Origin of the sequence: Ensifer sp. YR511 (assembly GCF_900103045.1) — a bacterium.
Taxonomy (GTDB): Bacteria; Pseudomonadota; Alphaproteobacteria; order Rhizobiales; family Rhizobiaceae; genus Ensifer; species Ensifer adhaerens.
Map to the genome: position 1 here is coordinate 159,969 of NZ_FNGR01000007.1, position 16,506 is coordinate 176,474.

A 16,506-nucleotide genomic window follows, 5' to 3' on the forward strand; every position below is an offset into this window, starting at 1 on the left:
GGCGGGATGCACGATCCCGCCGAGATCCGCAGCGAAAAATGTCTCAGTTCACCGTTACCGGCTTCGAGCGCATGCGCGCGACGGTTTCGCGCTCGGCACGCTTGCAGCGCATCGGTGGCAGGCCGCGATCCATCAGGTCCATGTCTTCGAGCACCATGTCGCCCATCTTCTTGAAGGCGCTGTCGAGCGCGCCGGCGCGGTGCGCCGAACGCAGGAAGCCCGGCATGCGGCGAACGGGATGGTCGAGCGGCAGGGGCTCCTCCGGAAAGACGTCGCTCGCCGCCACGATATGGCCGCTTGCGACCGCGGCCATCAGCGCCTCGAAATCGACGACGCCGGCGCGACTGAGGAGAATGAAGGCGGCACCCGGACGCATGCGGGCAAACGCCTTCTCGCCAAGGAAGCCTTCGTTCTCGCTGGTAACGGAAGCAACGACGAAGACGAAGTCGCTTTCGCCCAGCACGGTCTCGAGCGAAGCCGGTTCAACGCCATTGTCCCGCAGGATCGAGGCCGGCATCCAGGGGTCGAAGACGCGGATTTTCGCCCGGAAGCCGGAGAGCAAGCGGTTCAGGGCCTTGCCGAGATCGCCGAAGCCGATGATGCCGATCTCGGAGCCGGAAAGCAGGCGCGCCGAACGGTTGCCATCGCCACCCCAGAGTTCGCGGCCTTCACGGAAGGAAAGGTCGGCGTCGACGACGCCGCGGGCGATGTTGAGCGCCATGGCGAGGCCGAGTTCCGCCACCGGCTCGGCAAAGACCTGCCCGGTGGTCACCACATGGATGCCGCGCTCGAACAGCACCTCATAGGGCATGTTGTTGATCAGGTTGCTTTCGACGTTGAGGATCGCTTTCAGCTGGCTCATGCGCCTGAGGGTGGCGTGGTCGAGCGGGGGCTGGCCGATGATGTAGTGGGCGTTGCCGAGCACGTCGTCGCCAAGGCCGGCGATATCCTCCGGGTCCGCTTCGACGATGCGGTAGCGGCGATGCAGGTCCTTGAGGGTTTCCGGTGTGAAGATGAGATCGAGCGTGCGTGGTGCGGGTGCACTGATGGCAAGCGGCCGGTTGTCGGGCATGGTTCCTCCCACTGCAGGTTTCCTTTGATCGGGTCGATCGAAGGATAAAAACATGCAGCACCTCAAAGCGCTACCGTGACCTTTGCGCGGCGCTGAGACGGAGGACGCCCATGCTCTGGCCGTGAGGCTAGGAACCGTTCCGCCGCTTGCCAAGCGGCGTGGCGGTCCCGATGCTGTCTTCGCACGAGGATTGCTTGTCGTGTTTTTGCTTAGTAGCCGAGACCACGCTTCTGCCGATAGAGCGAAGGCGGCAGGTCGCTGCCCTGGAAGACCGGCCCGTCGCCACGGCGGCAGTTGTAGATCGTGTCGTAGATGGGGCCGCCGCGGGCCGACGATTCGAACGGATAGTTTCGGTCGACAAAGGTCTGCTCGCATACGGTTTGGTCGCCACCACCATTCAACGGATCCATCTGGCGCACGCCCGGCAGGTCCCGATAGGTCTGCGCCGGTGCCGGCATGGCCGTCAGCCCGATCGCCAGCGCGAGCGTGGAGAGAGCGAGGGCGGGTTGAAAAGGCGTCATCGTCAGGACTTTCAAAGGGCAGCCGGCGGGCGGAACGTGACTACGGTATCGCCGACGCCAAACTTGCGCTATAGGCCACACCACTTCGTTTGATCTGGGGATTTTCGATGGCGAATGCAATACGGTTCCATGAAGGCGATATCTCCGCAACCGACGCCGACCGTTATCGAGGCGCAATCGCGATCGACACGGAAACGCTCGGCCTCATCCCCCGCCGTGATCGCCTTTGCGTGGTGCAGCTGTCTCCGGGCGACGGTACGGCCGACGTGATCCGCATCGCAGCCGGCCAGAAGCAAGCGCCGAACCTCGTCGCCATGCTTGCCGATCCGGCCCGCCAGAAGATCTTCCATTTCGGCCGCTTCGATATCGCCGTCCTCTTCCATACCTTCGGGGTGACGACGACGCCGGTCTTCTGCACCAAGATCGCCTCGCGGCTGACCCGCACTTACACCGATCGCCACGGCCTCAAGGACAACCTCAAGGAAATGCTCGACGTCGACATTTCCAAGCAGCAGCAGTCGTCCGACTGGGCAGCAGAGACCCTGTCGCAGGCGCAGCTCGAATATGCCGCCTCCGACGTGCTGCACCTGCATGCGCTGCGCGACAAGCTGACGGCGCGCCTCATCCGCGATGGTCGCATCGAGCATGCCGAAGCCTGCTTCGCCTTCCTGCCGACGCGCTCCAAGCTTGACCTGCTTGGCTGGGACGAGACGGATATCTTCGCGCACAGCTGAGTTGTGCGGGGCTGTTATGGCGTCAGGTAAAGGACGACCGCATAACGTGCGGCCTTGCCGATGGTGACGAACAGCAGGAACAGCAGCAGCTTCATGCGCAGCAATCCGGCGACCAGCGTCAGTGGGTCGCCGATGACCGGCAGCCAGGAAAGAAGCAGCACCGGCTGGCCGTAGCGGGCAAAGAGCGCCTCTGCCTTTTGCCGATTGGTGGGCGAAACTGGAAACCACCGGCGCCCCTCGAAGCGGATCAGAAAACGCCCGAGCGCAAAATTGACGACGGCGCCGAGCACGTTGCCTGATGTCGCGGCGATGAAGAGGGCAGGGCGGCTCGTTTCGCCGTGCAGGGCGGCGGCCACGATCGCAGCTTCCGACATGCCGAAAAGCAACGTCGCCGACAGGAAGGCCGCGGAAAAGACGCCGGCAAGAATTCCGAAATCCAGGATCAGCTCCTGTCCGTATGACCGAGATCGCGCTCCGGCTCGATGATGTCGCGGATGCGCTGCTTCAGTTCCTTCGGCCCGGGGAAACCGCCGTCCCGCTTGCGCTCCCAGATGAGCGCGTCATCGACGCGGATCTCGAAATTGCCGCCGGTGCCGGGAATGAGCGCCACTTCGCCGAGCGACTGCCCGAACGTCTGCAGCAGTTCCTGCGCCATCCAGCCGGCGCGAAGCAGCCAGCTGCACTGGGTGCAGTAAAGGATGGTGATGCGCGGCTTCTGGTCCATCGGGTGTCTCGGATGTGCTTCGGGCGGCGACCATAGCGGTCGCCTCAGTTGGAAACAACTGCGTTCCGGGGCTCATGCTCACGCTGCGCTCACACGATTGTCAACCAATTTAGTCATGTTTTTATCGGCGGATAGCTTGCTTTGCGCTGTCGTCGCGGCGAGACAATGCGGCATTGCACAAATTGTCGCACCCAACCGCCGGAGAGGCCCCTTAATGACCGACGTCACCGTTTCCAGTTCCCGCCCGCGCGCCATCCTGCCGGCGCTGGAAAAGATCTATCTGCCGCTCAATACATCCGCCGAAACGCTGTTGCGTGTGCTCGCCGGCGCTCTGCTTGCGGTTCACGGTTTTGGCAAGATCACCAATCCCTTCGGCGCGATCGGCATGGTCGAGGGCCTCGGCTTCTATCCCGGCGTCTTCTGGTCGCCGCTGCTCGCCGCGACCGAATTCTTCGGCGGCATTTTGATCGCGATCGGTTTGTTGACGCGCCCGGCTGCCTTTGCCGGCATGATCGTTCTGCTCGTCACCGTCTACTTCCATGGCATCGTGCAGGGTGAGGGCCTCTTCGGCGCGGAGAAGTCGATCCTCTGGGCAGCGATCCTGTTCTTCTTCGCCATCCGCGGCGCCAACAGCCAGTCTGTCGACGCCAAGCTCGGCAAGCAGTTCTGATCGAATGAACGACGCTTAGAAAAACGGGGAGGCGGTGAAAACCGGCCTCCCCGTTTTCGTCTTGCAGCTGGTGAGGCTTTCGCCGTCGCGACCTCTCAGGCGCTTTCCTTCGCCGTCACGCTGCGAATGGTCATCCGGTGGACCTTGCCCGACCGGTCCTGCCAGTCGATCGACTGGCCGACGGAGAGCCCGATCAGCGCCGCGCCGACAGGGGTCAGCACAGAGATGCGGCCGGCCTCGATATCGGCCTCGCCGGGATAGACGAGCGTCACCTGCTTGGCAAAACCATTGTCGGCCTCGAAGGCGACGGTGGAGCCCATCTGCACGCTGTTGGCGGGCAGCGCGTCGGGCGCGCCGACCCGGGCGCGGTCGAGTTCAAAGAGCAGTGCCTCGGCCACATCAGGCACGCGCTCGAGCGCGGAGGAGGCGAGCGCCGTCAGCCGCTTGTGGTCTTCGGCATTGATGATGATCGGGGGAAGTTTCTTGCGGGTTGCCGCCATGATGGGACCTGACACGTTCAATCGAAGCGCACGACAGGGCGCAATCGAATAGGTTTTCTGGAGATTAGGCGCTCGTTCAGCCGCGCTCGGAAATTTCTTCTGCCGACGCGAAAGGCTCCCCTGACCCGGAGAGCGCAAGCGTCCGGGCTGGGGTCAGGTTCCTGCGATCGGGCACACCCGGAAGCAGCAATGAGAAGAAATCGTCGGCATCATCATGCCCCAAGGGTCGGAAAGTTCGCTCACGAAGTCAAGGCCCGCATGAACCCGTCCGCATCATCGCATCGCTATGTGACCTCTTGAACAGTGGCCGCGCTCGTGGTCAATCTCCACGGTCGATGCGAAGGGAATGCGATGATGCGGGTGCTGGTGGTTGAAAACATGGCGAAGACCGAGCTCGGCCAGGTCGGCACGGCGCTTCGCGAGGCAAAGGCCGAGATCGAGATCCGCCGCGCCTATCTCGGCGAGGCCGTTCCTGAAACACCGGAAGGATACGACGCACTGGTGGTGCTTGGCGGCGAGCAGAGCGCGCTCGACGATGCCGCCTATCCCTATCTGCCTGATCTTGTCGCGCTGATGCGCCGCTTCGGTGACAGCGGCCGTTCCGTGCTCGGCATCTGCCTCGGCAGCCAGCTTCTCGCCCGCGCCTATGGGGGCCGGAACCTGCTGGGCGAGGCCAAGGAGTTCGGTTGGTGCGAGGTGCAGGTGCGCGGCGAAGGCGCCGAGGACCCGGTCCTTTCCAGCGTCGGTGAGAGCTTCCCGATCTTCCAGTGGCACGGAGACACTTTCACGCTGCCTGAGGGGGCTGTCCATCTCGCCGAAAACGCCGTCACCCGACATCAGGCCTTCCGCGTCGGCCGCGCCGCCTACGGCACCCAATTCCACTTCGAGGCCGACACACACCTGGTCGAAGACTGGAACCGCGCTTTCCCGGACACCATCAAGCGGCTCGATCCCACTTGGCTTGCGCGCTATCGCGAACACGCCGCGCGCCACGGCCGCCAGGCGGATGCCGCGGGCCTGTCTCTTGCTCGCGCCTGGGTCGCGACGATCGTTCGCCATCAGGGCGGCGCGGTGAATGAGGAACCGGCGTTGGAGGAGGTTACCGGATGAGCGAGGCATTAAACGGCGGCTGCTTCTGCGGCAGGATCCGCTATCGGCTGAAGGCGGCGCCGATGTTCGTCAACTGCTGCCATTGCAGCGATTGCCAGCGCCAGGTCGGTAGCGCCTTCGTCGTCAACGGCGTGATCGAGCGCGACAATATCGAACTCATTGAGGGCGAGCCGGTCGTCGTGACGCTTCCGACGGACAGCGGCCGTTCGCATGATGTCTACCGCTGTGCCGAATGCCAGACGGCCCTCTGGAGCGACTACGGCCGGCGCGGCTGGCTTTCCTTCGTCCGGATCGCAAGCCTTGACCGCCCTTCGGACTTCCCGCCGGATGCGCATATCTTCACCCGCTCCAAGGTTGCTTGGCTGTCGCTCGAGGGCGGCGCACCGGCTTTCGAGATTTATTACGACATGAAGACGATGTGGCCGCCGGAAAGCCTGGCACGGCGCGAAGCCGCGGAAGCGAAAGCAAAAGCGTGACAGCCAGCGAACGCGACAAGATGGCAGCCGGAGAATGGTACTCCTGCCTCGTCGACGAACTCGAGGCACTTCGGATGACGGCACGCGTTGCTGTCCATCAGCACAACACCATGGCGCCGATCGAGCGTGGAAACATGGCGTCGGCGCTGCGGGTGCTGTTCGGTGCGGTCGCTGACGACGTCTTCATCGAGGCGCCGTTCCATTGCTCCTACGGCATCAACATCCACCTTGGCGCCCGCGTCTATCTCAATGCCAGCTGCACGATCCTCGACAGCGGCCGCGTGGCGATCGGGGCGGGGACGATGCTGGGGCCGAACGTGCAGATCTATTGCGCCGAGCACCACAGGGATGCCGTGCTTCGCGGCCAAGGCCTCGAAGTCGCCAAGCCGGTGACGATTGGTGCCGATGTCTGGATCGGCGGCGGCGCGATCATTCTCGGCGGTGTCACGATCGGGGATGGCGCGATCGTCGGTGCGGGCTCGGTGGTGACGAAGGACGTGGCGGCCGGCGCCGTGGTCGCCGGCAACCCGGCGCGGCCGCTCCGCCGCGCGTCGACGTAAGACGATTGGAGAAGGACGATTTTTGATGACGATTGAGATGAAGACGATCCACGTGCGCCCGGCGCGGCCAGAAGATGCACCTGCGTTGTGCGCTTTCCTCAACGAGATCATCGCGATCGGTGGCACCACGGCCCATCAGACGCCGTTCACGCCTGAGAGCTTCGTGGCGCACTATCTCGCCGGCCCGGGCTTCGTCAGCTGCTTCGTCGCCGAGGACGATGCGGGTGAGCCTTGCGCCTTCCAGGCGCTCGACCAGTGGGACGGCATACCGCAGGATTGGGCCGACATCGGCACGTTCTCGCGCCCCGACAACAAGGTGCCCGGCGCCGGCACGGCGCTCTTTAATGCCACTTGCGACTTCGCCCGCTCGATCGGCCTGAAAGCCCTCAACGCCACCATCCGTGCGGACAATGTCAGCGGGCTCAGCTATTACGGCAAGATGGGTTTCGTCGACTACAAGGTCGACAAGGCGGTGCCGCTGAAGGACGGGCAGTTGGTGGATCGCATTTCGAAGCGGTACGTGCTTGAGGACGGATGAGGCGAGCACTGCCGCTCTGGCAGCGCCACCCTCCCGGTCTTCATCCCCGGGCCCGAAGTTCAGTCCCGGGAGGCAGCTGACACCATAGGCTGGATCGGTCTTGCGGAGATCGGCCCCACGCCTTGGCGAGAGGCGTCGGCGATAAAAGAGCGCCGACGCTCGCAAAGGGCATCTCTTGAAAGCGTGCCGCTCTAACGGCCGCTTCTGTTCACCATGGCAATGATCGTCTCGTAAAGCTCGTCCTGAGCCTCGTCGGCGGTGATTTCGCCCGTCGCTGCAGCGTGGGACAAGCCATCGGCTGCGCCGAGCATTGCCCAGAAACCGGCCTGTGCGATGCCCCTCTGCCCGATGAACGGGCCCAGCACCTTTCGGCACTTTTCGATATAGACCAGCTGATAGTCCCGTTTGACGGCCGCAAGCTCGGGCGAGCCGGCGAGAGCCGCCAGCACGCCGGGCATCTCGCGACCCTGCGTGAGCACGCAGTCGACATAGGAGGCGGCAATCGTCCTGACTGTCGCTTCCAGCGTTGGGTCGCTCGCGGCGATGGCAGCGTCCATCACCACCGTCTGGCGCACATCAAAATCCTGGTAGAGCGCGGCGAGCAGTCCGTTGCGTGTTCCGAAATGATCATAGACGACCGGCTTGGCGACGGCCGCTTCCTCGGCCAGGCGCGGCAGCGTCAGCACATCGGTCCCTTCCTCGCGAACGAGCCTCCATGCGACGTCCAGCAGCTGGCGTAGCCGCTGCTCGCGGGTGAGGCGAACGCGTTTTGCGGTGACCGTGTCTCTTTCCATGGTGCTTGACATCACTATATACCAAAAGTAACTTACCTTAAGTATATAGAAGATATCACCCAACCGCAACCACCCGCCTGCCTGACGGCCGGCGGCCGAAGCGGCATGCCGACGCATGCCGTTTGCAAAGGATCCGTGCCCAATGACTGACGTCTCACTCCCTCACTCCCAAGGCCGAAGCGCATGGCTCGGCCTCATCGCCGTGCTGCCACTGGTCCTCATCGTGGCCATGGATGGCTCCATCCTCTATCTCGCCATGCCGCGCGTGACCTCGGCTCTCTTGCCCACCGCCGACCAGGCGCTCTGGATCCTCGATATCTACGGTTTCGTCGTCGGTTCGCTGCTGATTGCCTTCGGCAATATCGGCGATCGCTACGGGCGGTTGAAGCTGATCATGATCGGCGCGGTGATCTTCGGTGCAGGATCGCTCGGTGCGGCCTATGCGCAGTCGCCCATGGCGTTGATTGCTTCCCGGGCGCTGATGGGGCTCGGCGGCGCGACATTGCTGCCCTCGGGGCTGGCAATCGTCAGCGCGCTGTTTCCGGATCCACGACTGCGGGCGCAGGCGATCGGCATCTTCGCCGCCACCTTTGCAGCCGGTTTCGCCATCGGTCCGGTTATCGGCGGCATCCTGTTGCAGCGGCTCGAGTGGGGCGTGGTGTTCCTGATCAACGTTCCCGTCGTGCTTGGCTTCCTGGTCGCTGCACCCATTCTGCTTCGCGAGGTGCGCTCCACGACCTATGGCCGCATTGACCTGCCAAGCCTTGTCCTGTCCTTGGCCGGTATCCTGCTCACCACCTATTCGCTGAAGACCGCGGCCGCCTACGGCTTCACGCCGCTGCAGACGCTCTCCGGGATCGTCGGCGTCCTCGCCATCGCGTTGTTTCTTCGCAGGCAAACGCGGATCGCCTATCCGCTGCTCGACCTCGGCCTGTTCCGGGACCGCATCTTTTCCATCGCCATTCTCACCGGCCTCCTGCCGCTGGTCGTCTGGTCCGCCGTCGGTTACCTCTCGGGCATCTATCTGCAATCGGTCCTCGGCTTCGATGTTTTTACCGCAGCACTTTTGACCTTGCCCGGCGCCGTCGTGCTGATGGCGACTTGTGTCGGGACAGCGCGCATCGTCGATGTGGTCGGCCGCAAGACGGCGCTTGTTGCGACGCATTTCCTGATCGCAGCCGGCCTCTTTCTGCTGCTCCTCACGAGCACCGAGGCGGGCGTGGCAGCGCTCATCGCCTCGACTGTGGTTGCGGGCATCGGCTACGGCCTCTCCTTCAGCCTCGTCGCCGAGATCGCCGTGTCGGCGGTGCCTGCCGAACGCGCCGGTGCCGCGGGCTCGATCGCCGAGACCAGCAACGAACTCGGAAATGCGCTCGGTATCACGCTTCTGGGTTCACTGGCGGCACTCAGCTTCCGGCTGCTCGGCCCCGGCGTGGCCGGCACGCTGAACGAAACCCTCGATCAGCCGGGCCTTGCTTCTGAAACGGTGCTGCAGGCCAAGGACGCCTTCCTCACCGGTCTTCACATCGCGGCCGGCGTCGGCGCACTGTCGCTGCTCGCATTGGGTATCATGGCCTGGCTCTGGCTGCCGAAGAAGCTGCCGGAGTAACCGTCGTGAGAGGTCACTGTGAGACGCCGTGGCCCAGAATAACGGAGTAGCTAGTCCGGGAAACCACGCCTGCGTGCGACCAATCTTGCTGCTCCAGCATCGCCTCACCTTCACAAACCAAAAAGGGCGACCCGAGGGCCGCCCTTTACAAACGTTGAAACATGCGGCGCTGCCGCTTACTCGTCGCCCATCTTGAGGGCGGCGATGAAGGCTTCCTGCGGGATCTCCACCTTGCCGAACTGGCGCATGCGCTTCTTGCCGGCCTTCTGCTTTTCGAGCAGCTTGCGCTTGCGGGTGGCGTCGCCGCCGTAGCACTTGGCGGTCACGTCCTTGCGCAGCGCCGAGATGGTTTCGCGGGCAATCACGTTGCCGCCGATGGCCGCCTGGATCGGGATCTTGAACATGTGCTTCGGGATCAGCTCCTTGAGCTTTTCGCACATTTCGCGGCCGCGCTTTTCGGCTGCCATCCGGTGCACCATCATCGACAGCGCATCGACCGGCTCGCCGTTGACGAGGATCGACATCTTCACAAGGTTGCCTTCCTTGTGCTCGGTGATCTGGTAGTCGAACGAGGCATAACCCTTGGAGATCGACTTCAGGCGGTCGTAGAAATCGAACACGACTTCGTTGAGCGGCAGGTCGTAGGTCAGCATCGCGCGGGTGCCGACATAGGTCAGCTCGATCTGGATGCCGCGGCGGTCCTGGCAGAGTTTGAGGATGCCGCCGAGATAGTCGTCGGGCGTCAGGATCGTCGCGCGGATCCACGGCTCGTGGATTTCTGCGATCTTGACGACGTCGGGCATGTCGGCCGGGTTGTGCAACTCGCGTTCCGAGCCGTCCGTCATGAACAGCTTGTAGACGACCGACGGGGCCGTCGCGATCAGGTCGAGGTCGAACTCGCGCTCGAGACGCTCCTGGATGATTTCGAGGTGCAGCAGACCGAGGAAGCCGCAACGGAAGCCGAAGCCGAGTGCTGCCGAGGATTCCATTTCGAACGAGAACGAGGCGTCGTTGAGGCGCAGCTTGCCCATCGCCGAGCGCAGGTCCTCGAAGTCGGCAGCATCGACCGGGAACAGGCCGCAGAAGACCACCGGCTGTGCCGGCTTGAAGCCCGGCAGCGCGGTTGCGGTCGGGCGCTTGTCCTCGGTGATGGTATCGCCGACGCGGGTGTCGGCCACTTCCTTGATCGAGGCGGTGATGAAACCGATCTCGCCGGGGCCGAGCGCATCCATCGCCACCATCTTCGGGGTCAGCACGCCGACACGTTCGATCGTGTACTTGGCGTCGGTGCCCATCATGCGGATGGTCATGCCCTTCTTGAGCGTGCCGTCGATGATGCGCACGAGAACCATGACGCCGAGATAGGTGTCGTACCAGCTGTCGACGAGCAGGGCCTTCAAGGGCGCCGCATCGCCGCCGTCGCTCTTCGGCGCCGGCAGCTTGGTGACGATCGCTTCGAGGACATCAGGGATGCCGAGGCCGGTCTTCGCCGAGATCAGCACGGCGTCGGACGCGTCGATGCCGATCACTTCCTCGATCTGCTCCTTGATGCGGTCCGGTTCGGCCGCCGGCAGGTCGATCTTGTTGAGCACGGTGACGAGTTCGTGGTTGTTGTCGATCGCCTGGTAGACGTTGGCGAGCGTCTGGGCTTCCACGCCCTGCGACGCGTCGACGACAAGCAGCGAGCCTTCGCAGGCCGAAAGCGAGCGCGAGACTTCGTAGGCGAAGTCGACGTGGCCGGGGGTGTCGATCAGGTTCAGCACATAGGTTTCGCCATCATTGGCCTTGTAGTGCAGGCGCACCGTCTGGGCCTTGATGGTGATGCCGCGCTCACGCTCGATATCCATGCTGTCGAGCACCTGCTCGGACATCTCGCGCTCGGCGAGGCCACCGGTGGACTGGATCAGCCGGTCAGCAAGCGTCGACTTGCCGTGGTCGATGTGGGCCACGATCGAGAAGTTGCGGATATGCGAAAGGGGCGTCTTCGAAGATGTTGTGCTCATGGGCCGCATATAGCAGTGCCTTCAACCGCCGCAAAGCGGGAAATGAAGGCTTCGTTCACTATAAATCGGCCTATTCGGCCCCCGCTTCCGCATCGACGAGCGCGCCGGCATTGGGCACCTGCGCGCTCCTGATCTCGAAGCTCTCGCGCTCGGCCGCCGGCACCTCATCACGTTTGCGCAACCTGAGCAGCACGAAGAAGGCATAAAGCGCGGCAACGGCCATCGCCGCATAGATGAACGTGCGCTGCCCGAACACCGGTGTCAGCAGCGTCACCAGCATCGGCACGACGGTCGCAGCAATCGACCAGGCGACCAGCATGGTGCTGGCAAGCGGTACGAAATCGGCGGGATCCGTGCGGTCGTTGGCATGCGCATTGGCGATCGAATAGACGGTCTCGACAGCACCTGCAAAGAGCGCGAAGACCAGCATCAGAAGGAGCAGATTGCTGAACGACGCCGAAAGCGCGAAGAAGCCGGCAGCAAGGATCAACAGGCACGTGCCGATCAACACCAGGCGCCGGTCGATCCGGTCCGACAATGTTCCCATCGGATACTGGATGGCGATGAGGCCGAATTGCATGACGAACATCAGATTGGCGACGTCGCTTTGACTGACATTGTTGGCGGCCGCATAGATCGGCGTGAAGCCCTGCACCACCATCGAAAGGCCGCCGGCGGCAAGCACGCCGATGAAGGCGACGGGGGAATTGCGCCAGACCATCGGGATGTCGATGCTCACTTTGGCCGGCGGCGGTGGCGTCGGCAGCCGCGTCAGCCCGATCGGCAAGAGCGCGAGCGCTGTGAAGAAGATGGTGACGAGCGGCGGCAGGTTGCCGTCGGCCGGGATCTGTCCGAACAGCCAGGCGCCGGTGCCGAGCCCGATGACATAGGCCATGTAGAACAGCGCCATCGCCTTGCCGCGCCAGTGGTTTTCGCTCGCATGGTTGAGCCAGCTTTGGGCGATGATGAAATTGGTGTTGCCGGATGCGCCATAAAGCCCGCGGGCCAGTACCCACAAGAGCGGATGCATGCCGAGCGCGATCGTCAGCGCCGAGAGGATGACGAGCGCCATCGAGCAGGAGAAGGCGCGCGCATGGCCGACACGACGGATCATCGGTCCGGCGATGACGCAGCCGATCAGCCCGCCGAAGGCGATCATCGTGACCGCAGCCCCTGGCACCCAGTCCGGCGCGTCCGAGCGCGTCAGCGCGAAGGGCACATAGGCGAGCATCATGCCGTTGCCGATCGCCACCGCCGTCATCGAGGCGACGATACTGGCGATCGAGGTCAGCGAGGAGGGCTGCTTTGTCATGTCCAACCTGTCGATGAGGCCGCCCGTGCGGGTGCGCTGGCGTGATGGATGAGGGCTGTCTAAAGTATTGAAGTGAAAGCTTTTCTCGTTTCTGTGTCCGAAGCTGCCACCTTAGCCGAAATACCCTTGTTGCGCTGTCGCCAAAGCGGCATCGCATGCCTGTATTTTCGGTCTTTCGCAGTCTTGACTCCACTATATGAGAAATGCAATCTCAAATAATGGAAAACGTCACCGATCCCCTCGAACATGCCATCGGCGAGCGCATTCGCACGCTGCGGACGCAACAGAACCTGACGCTCGACGAGCTTGCTGCAAGTTCCGGTGTCAGCCGGGCGATGATTTCGCGCATCGAGCGCGGCGAGGCGAGCCCGACCGCCCAGCTTCTTGCCAAGCTCTGCAGCGCGCTCTCAACCACGCTTTCAGCACTCTTTGCCTTTGATGCCGAGGAGGCGTCACCGCTTGCCAGGCGCGCCGACCAGCGGCTCTGGCGCGATCCGGAATCCGGCTATCTGCGCCGCTCCGTCTCGCCGGATGGTCTTGGCTCGCCGATCGATATCGTCGAGGTCGAGTTTCCGCCCGGTGCCCGTGTCGTCTTCGAGAGGCAACCCTCCGATCGCGGCATTACACAGCACCTCTGGCTCTTTTCCGGGCGGCTCGAAATGACGACCGAATCCGGCTTCCATTCGCTCGAGCCAGGCGATTGCCTGTTCATGGGGCTGGAGGCGGGACACATCTTTTACAACCCCCACGATGAGCCGGCTCACTACGCCGTCATCCTCTGCCGCACCAAGGTTTGACCATGTCCGATATTCAGATCCGCCTGCTGTCTGCGAATGAAGCGCTGGCCGCCGTCCCTGCGCTCGCCGAGGTGCTGTCCGATTGCGTCGAGGGTGGCGCCTCGGTCGGCTTCATGCAGCCCTATCCGCCCGAGAGCGCGCTTGCCTACTGGCGCGGCGTCGCCGAGGCGGTTGCGGGCGGCGAGACGTTGCTGATGGTGGCCGAGGTTGCAGGCCGCATCCTCGGCACCGTGCAGGTCGGTGTCGCGCAGATGCCGAACCAGCCGCACCGCGGCGATCTGAAGAAGCTGCTGGTGCATCGCGACGCCCGCGGCAAAGGGCTGGCACGCCGGCTGATGGACGCGGTCGAGCGCGAGGCGGCAGCCCGCGGCAAGACGCTGCTGGTGCTCGACACCGCGACCGGCAGCGAGGCCGAGGCGATCTATCCGCGCCTGGGCTGGGAGCGCGTCGGCGTCATCCCCGACTATGCGATGTGGCCGGAAGGCGGCCTCTGCGCCACGACATTCTTCTACAAGCGGATTGCGGCCTAGCGAATGGTCTTCGATCGGCGCAATCGCCCCTCACCCTAACCCTCTCCCCGCAGGCGCGGAGAGGGGCGTGCCCTTAGCGACGCTGCCGAGCGGAGCTTTGGCCCTTCAGAGGTGCTGTTGTCGAGGCGAGCGGGTGCCGCGCGTCTCCGTCGCCCCGCTTGCGGGGAGAAGGTGGCCGGCAGGCCGGATGAGGGGCAACTTGCCAAGCCTGAAACCGCGGGTAGGGTACCGGCACCCATCTGTTGCCCCTTCAGGATACCCCCATGCGCATCTACTACTCCGAAGACCACAAGCTCCGCGACGCCAAGACCGAACTTTTCGGCGGCGAACTCGTGCCGCCTTTCGAGGCGCCGTTCCGCGCCGAATGGATCCTGGCGGCGGTGAAGGAAGCGGGTTTCCTTGATGTCGTAGCACCCGAGCGTCACGGTCTCGATGTCGCTCTCAAGCTGCACGCGCCCGATTACCTCGACTTCCTCGAAACCGCCTGGTCGCGCTGGGTCGCCGATGGCTACAGGGGGGAGGCGATCCCGGCCTGCTTCCCGGCGCGGCGCATGCGCCAGCATCCGCCGAGGGATATCGACGGCGCGCTCGGTTACTATTCCTTCGCGGCGGAAACGGCGATCACTGAGGGTACCTACGCCGCCGCCCGCGCGGCGATGGATTGCGCCATCTCGGCGGCCGACCACATCCACGCCGGGAGCCGTGCCGCCTTCGCGCTCTGCCGCCCGCCCGGCCATCATGCGGCGATCGATCTCTATGGCGGCTATTCCTTCATCAACAATGCTGCGTGCGCCGCCCAGCGCCTAAGGGACTATGGTGCCCAGAAGGTCGCCGTGCTCGATGTCGATTTCCACCATGGCAACGGCACTCAGGATATTTTCTACGAACGCGGCGACGTTTACTTCGCCTCGCTGCATGGCGACCCGGTCGAGGCCTTCCCGCATTTCCTCGGCTTTGCCGACGAGGAGGGTGCCGGTGCCGGGCTCGGCACGACGAAAAACTATCCGCTGCCGCGGGGCACCCTGTTTGATGCCTGGTCGGGCGCCATGGCCGACGCGCTCTCGCGCATCGAGGCCTTCGGTGCCGAAGCCCTGGTCGTCTCGCTCGGCGTCGATACCTTCGAGCGCGACCCGATCTCGTTCTTCGAGCTGAAGTCCGAAGACTATCTGCGCATGGGCGAGGCGTTGCGGCGCACCGGCCTGCCGGTCGTCGTCTGCATGGAGGGGGGCTACGGCGTGCCGGAAATCGGCCTCAACGTCGCCAACGTGCTGAGAGGTATTTCCGGCTAGGATTCCGTCATCGGAAAAGCGTTTTGCCACTATTGACCTCAACTATACTTGAGGTCGTACGACTGCTCTCGTTCAAAAAGAGATGAGAGGAAAAGAGCTATGAGCAGTCAATCAAATAGCGTGGCGCCGCTTTACCGCATCAACAAATACACCGTGCCGGCGGAAGCGCGGCCGCAGTTCGTCGAGCTGGTCGACAAGACGCTGGCCGTCATCCGCAAGCAGGATGGATATGTGAAGGACCTGTTCCTGGAGCAGCACGCCGGTCCTGGCCAGTTTGACTTCATCACCATGATCGAATTCGCCAATGCTGACGTCGCGCCGAAGGTCGCAGCCGCGCTTGTCGAGTTCGACCGCCAGCTCGGCCTCGATCGCGAGGCGCTGATGAAGATGCTCGGCATCCGCACCGACTTTGCCAGCTACCGGGCTTTCGGCGGTCTGGCTGCCTAGAGCAATTCCAGGAAACGTGTACAGCGGTTTCGGTCCGGAATTGCGTGCCACAGATGGTCAGAACGAAAAGGCCCGGCAGTTGGCCGGGCCGATCCACACGCCTGATGAGGTGTCAGGAGACGAAGAACGACGACAGGCCCTGACCGGCGGCAAAGGCCATATAGGCAAGCACGGTGAAGTAGACCGTGGTCGCGATCAGGAAGAGATAGCCCCCGGCCACCATCAGTCCGTCGCGCTGGATGATACCGAGCGAGAGTAAGAGGATCGCGATCCCCGGCAGCGTGTTCGACAGCGGGATCAGGCCGAGCGGGAACATCAGGAGAATGCCGCCGGCCATGATCATCAGGCCGTTGAAGCGGTTCATCAGCGCGCCCTTCGTCAGGAAGCCGAGACGCGGACGGACGTAACGATCCAGCTTGGAAACGAGATCCGCGCCTTTCTGCAGCGTCGGCACCAGCTTCTCGGTTTCGATCCGGCGATCGAGAATGCGCTGCGGCATCCACGGCAGGCGATTGAGCGTGACCGATACGGAAATCAGGATGATCGCTGCGCCGAAGACGGTGCTGACGCCCGGGATCGATACCGGCAGCAGAAACGGCAGTGTCAGCAGGGCGCACAGCAGCAGGAAGCCCTGTTCGCCGATTTCCGTCATCAGCTCGCGTAGCGTGATCGTCTCGCCGCGGATCGAGGCAATCATGCCGTTGAGCGTGTCGCTGAGACTGCGTTGCGTGTCGCCGAACTCGATTGCCATTGGAGCTTGCCTCTCTTTTCTTTGGTGCCCGTCCTATCAAGAGCGTGTGAAGGATCGGTTATTGTGTGC

20 protein-coding genes are annotated in these 16,506 nt (G+C 63.6%); 11 read left to right on the forward strand and 9 right to left on the reverse strand.

Annotated features, from left to right (window positions below; all coding sequences use genetic code 11):
• Positions 1-43 precede the first annotated feature (43 nt).
• Positions 44-1,072 carry a hydroxyacid dehydrogenase gene (locus tag BLU15_RS15300; RefSeq protein WP_090296233.1) on the reverse strand — a complete coding sequence of 343 codons (1,029 nt, stop codon included), beginning with the start codon at positions 1,070-1,072 and terminating at the stop codon, positions 44-46.
• Positions 1,073-1,281: 209 nt separating this feature from the next.
• Positions 1,282-1,593: a hypothetical protein gene (locus tag BLU15_RS15305; protein WP_090296236.1), complete on the reverse strand. Its 312-nt coding sequence runs from the start codon at positions 1,591-1,593 to the stop codon at positions 1,282-1,284.
• Between the two features lie 107 nt (positions 1,594-1,700).
• On the opposite strand from BLU15_RS15305, the gene BLU15_RS15310 reads away from it, so the two are divergent.
• Positions 1,701-2,327: a ribonuclease D gene (locus BLU15_RS15310; RefSeq protein ID WP_090296238.1), complete on the forward strand. Its 627-nt coding sequence runs from the start codon at positions 1,701-1,703 to the stop codon at positions 2,325-2,327.
• A 14-nt stretch (positions 2,328-2,341) separates the two neighbouring features.
• Here the strand turns inward: BLU15_RS15310 and BLU15_RS15315 are convergent, their stop codons facing one another.
• Positions 2,342-2,686 carry a YqaA family protein gene (locus BLU15_RS15315; RefSeq protein WP_090296415.1) on the reverse strand — a complete coding sequence of 115 codons (345 nt, stop codon included), beginning with the start codon at positions 2,684-2,686 and terminating at the stop codon, positions 2,342-2,344.
• An 83-nt stretch (positions 2,687-2,769) separates the two neighbouring features.
• Positions 2,770-3,051 (reverse strand): Rdx family protein, encoded by a 282-nt coding sequence (locus BLU15_RS15320; RefSeq protein WP_090296241.1) that lies wholly within the window; start codon positions 3,049-3,051, stop codon positions 2,770-2,772.
• Between the two features lie 214 nt (positions 3,052-3,265).
• Here BLU15_RS15320 and BLU15_RS15325 point away from each other — a divergent pair, with 214 nt between their 5' ends.
• Positions 3,266-3,721: a DoxX family protein gene (locus tag BLU15_RS15325; RefSeq protein ID WP_029742404.1), complete on the forward strand. Its 456-nt coding sequence runs from the start codon at positions 3,266-3,268 to the stop codon at positions 3,719-3,721.
• Between the two features lie 95 nt (positions 3,722-3,816).
• On the opposite strand, the gene rnk is transcribed toward BLU15_RS15325, so the two are convergent.
• Complete coding sequence (gene rnk, locus BLU15_RS15330; protein ID WP_090296243.1) at positions 3,817-4,221, reverse strand: nucleoside diphosphate kinase regulator; 405 nt, start codon at positions 4,219-4,221, stop codon at positions 3,817-3,819.
• Positions 4,222-4,575: 354 nt separating this feature from the next.
• Here rnk and BLU15_RS15335 point away from each other — a divergent pair, with 354 nt between their 5' ends.
• Genes BLU15_RS15335 through BLU15_RS15350 form a run of 4 tightly spaced genes read left to right on the forward strand, consistent with a single transcriptional unit; the run spans position 4,576 to position 6,905 of the window.
• Entirely contained in the window at positions 4,576-5,331 is a 756-nt protein-coding gene (locus BLU15_RS15335) for a type 1 glutamine amidotransferase (RefSeq protein ID WP_090296418.1), read from the forward strand.
• Complete coding sequence (locus BLU15_RS15340; protein WP_090296246.1) at positions 5,328-5,807, forward strand: GFA family protein; 480 nt, start codon at positions 5,328-5,330, stop codon at positions 5,805-5,807. The genes BLU15_RS15335 and BLU15_RS15340 overlap by 4 nt, the downstream gene beginning before the upstream one ends.
• A complete protein-coding gene (locus BLU15_RS15345) occupies positions 5,804-6,367 on the forward strand; it encodes a sugar O-acetyltransferase (protein ID WP_060580583.1) in 564 nt (187 codons plus the stop codon). Before BLU15_RS15340 ends, BLU15_RS15345 begins: the two co-directional genes overlap by 4 nt.
• Positions 6,368-6,392: 25 nt before the next feature.
• Complete coding sequence (locus tag BLU15_RS15350; protein WP_234824394.1) at positions 6,393-6,905, forward strand: GNAT family N-acetyltransferase; 513 nt, start codon at positions 6,393-6,395, stop codon at positions 6,903-6,905.
• Positions 6,906-7,096: 191 nt separating this feature from the next.
• Here BLU15_RS15350 and BLU15_RS15355 read toward each other — a convergent pair whose 3' ends face one another.
• Complete coding sequence (locus tag BLU15_RS15355) at positions 7,097-7,711, reverse strand: TetR/AcrR family transcriptional regulator (protein ID WP_060608511.1); 615 nt, start codon at positions 7,709-7,711, stop codon at positions 7,097-7,099.
• Between the two features lie 130 nt (positions 7,712-7,841).
• Here BLU15_RS15355 and BLU15_RS15360 point away from each other — a divergent pair, with 130 nt between their 5' ends.
• Positions 7,842-9,308, forward strand: a complete 1,467-nt coding sequence (locus BLU15_RS15360; RefSeq protein WP_090296248.1) for an MFS transporter — start codon at positions 7,842-7,844, stop codon at positions 9,306-9,308.
• A gap of 176 nt (positions 9,309-9,484) precedes the next feature.
• Here BLU15_RS15360 and lepA read toward each other — a convergent pair whose 3' ends face one another.
• Both lepA and BLU15_RS15370 read right to left on the reverse strand, forming a co-directional pair.
• Positions 9,485-11,311 carry a translation elongation factor 4 gene (gene lepA, locus BLU15_RS15365; protein WP_370689543.1) on the reverse strand — a complete coding sequence of 609 codons (1,827 nt, stop codon included), beginning with the start codon at positions 11,309-11,311 and terminating at the stop codon, positions 9,485-9,487.
• A 70-nt stretch (positions 11,312-11,381) separates the two neighbouring features.
• Positions 11,382-12,623 (reverse strand): MFS transporter, encoded by a 1,242-nt coding sequence (locus BLU15_RS15370; RefSeq protein WP_029742415.1) that lies wholly within the window; start codon positions 12,621-12,623, stop codon positions 11,382-11,384.
• A 218-nt stretch (positions 12,624-12,841) separates the two neighbouring features.
• On the opposite strand from BLU15_RS15370, the gene BLU15_RS15375 reads away from it, so the two are divergent.
• From BLU15_RS15375 to BLU15_RS15390, 4 genes are all read left to right on the forward strand, one after another.
• Positions 12,842-13,420 (forward strand): helix-turn-helix domain-containing protein, encoded by a 579-nt coding sequence (locus BLU15_RS15375; protein WP_162731789.1) that lies wholly within the window; start codon positions 12,842-12,844, stop codon positions 13,418-13,420.
• A gap of 2 nt (positions 13,421-13,422) precedes the next feature.
• Positions 13,423-13,950 carry a GNAT family N-acetyltransferase gene (locus BLU15_RS15380; RefSeq protein WP_090296253.1) on the forward strand — a complete coding sequence of 176 codons (528 nt, stop codon included), beginning with the start codon at positions 13,423-13,425 and terminating at the stop codon, positions 13,948-13,950.
• Between the two features lie 263 nt (positions 13,951-14,213).
• On the forward strand, positions 14,214-15,239 hold the full coding sequence (locus tag BLU15_RS15385) for a histone deacetylase family protein (RefSeq protein WP_090296256.1): 1,026 nt from the start codon (positions 14,214-14,216) through the stop codon (positions 15,237-15,239).
• Positions 15,240-15,338: 99 nt separating this feature from the next.
• Positions 15,339-15,686: a hypothetical protein gene (locus BLU15_RS15390; RefSeq protein WP_029742419.1), complete on the forward strand. Its 348-nt coding sequence runs from the start codon at positions 15,339-15,341 to the stop codon at positions 15,684-15,686.
• Positions 15,687-15,798: 112 nt separating this feature from the next.
• Here BLU15_RS15390 and BLU15_RS15395 read toward each other — a convergent pair whose 3' ends face one another.
• Complete coding sequence (locus BLU15_RS15395) at positions 15,799-16,437, reverse strand: exopolysaccharide biosynthesis protein (RefSeq protein WP_060608499.1); 639 nt, start codon at positions 16,435-16,437, stop codon at positions 15,799-15,801.
• Positions 16,438-16,506: the final 69 nt, after the last annotated feature.

Coding starts and splice junctions, on each gene's coding strand:
- BLU15_RS15300 (WP_090296233.1), bottom strand. CDS start 1,072: ATGCCCGACAACCGGCCGCTTGCCATCAGTGCACCCGCACCACGCACG.
- BLU15_RS15305 (WP_090296236.1), bottom strand. CDS start 1,593: ATGACGCCTTTTCAACCCGCCCTCGCTCTCTCCACGCTCGCGCTGGCG.
- BLU15_RS15310 (WP_090296238.1), top strand. CDS start 1,701: ATGGCGAATGCAATACGGTTCCATGAAGGCGATATCTCCGCAACCGAC.
- BLU15_RS15320 (WP_090296241.1), bottom strand. CDS start 3,051: ATGGACCAGAAGCCGCGCATCACCATCCTTTACTGCACCCAGTGCAGC.
- BLU15_RS15325 (WP_029742404.1), top strand. CDS start 3,266: ATGACCGACGTCACCGTTTCCAGTTCCCGCCCGCGCGCCATCCTGCCG.
- rnk (WP_090296243.1), bottom strand. CDS start 4,221: ATGGCGGCAACCCGCAAGAAACTTCCCCCGATCATCATCAATGCCGAA.
- BLU15_RS15335 (WP_090296418.1), top strand. CDS start 4,576: ATGCGGGTGCTGGTGGTTGAAAACATGGCGAAGACCGAGCTCGGCCAG.
- BLU15_RS15340 (WP_090296246.1), top strand. CDS start 5,328: ATGAGCGAGGCATTAAACGGCGGCTGCTTCTGCGGCAGGATCCGCTAT.
- BLU15_RS15350 (WP_234824394.1), top strand. CDS start 6,393: ATGACGATTGAGATGAAGACGATCCACGTGCGCCCGGCGCGGCCAGAA.
- BLU15_RS15355 (WP_060608511.1), bottom strand. CDS start 7,711: ATGTCAAGCACCATGGAAAGAGACACGGTCACCGCAAAACGCGTTCGC.
- BLU15_RS15360 (WP_090296248.1), top strand. CDS start 7,842: ATGACTGACGTCTCACTCCCTCACTCCCAAGGCCGAAGCGCATGGCTC.
- lepA (WP_370689543.1), bottom strand. CDS start 11,311: ATGAGCACAACATCTTCGAAGACGCCCCTTTCGCATATCCGCAACTTC.
- BLU15_RS15370 (WP_029742415.1), bottom strand. CDS start 12,623: ATGACAAAGCAGCCCTCCTCGCTGACCTCGATCGCCAGTATCGTCGCC.
- BLU15_RS15375 (WP_162731789.1), top strand. CDS start 12,842: ATGGAAAACGTCACCGATCCCCTCGAACATGCCATCGGCGAGCGCATT.
- BLU15_RS15380 (WP_090296253.1), top strand. CDS start 13,423: ATGTCCGATATTCAGATCCGCCTGCTGTCTGCGAATGAAGCGCTGGCC.
- BLU15_RS15385 (WP_090296256.1), top strand. CDS start 14,214: ATGCGCATCTACTACTCCGAAGACCACAAGCTCCGCGACGCCAAGACC.
- BLU15_RS15390 (WP_029742419.1), top strand. CDS start 15,339: ATGAGCAGTCAATCAAATAGCGTGGCGCCGCTTTACCGCATCAACAAA.
- BLU15_RS15395 (WP_060608499.1), bottom strand. CDS start 16,437: ATGGCAATCGAGTTCGGCGACACGCAACGCAGTCTCAGCGACACGCTC.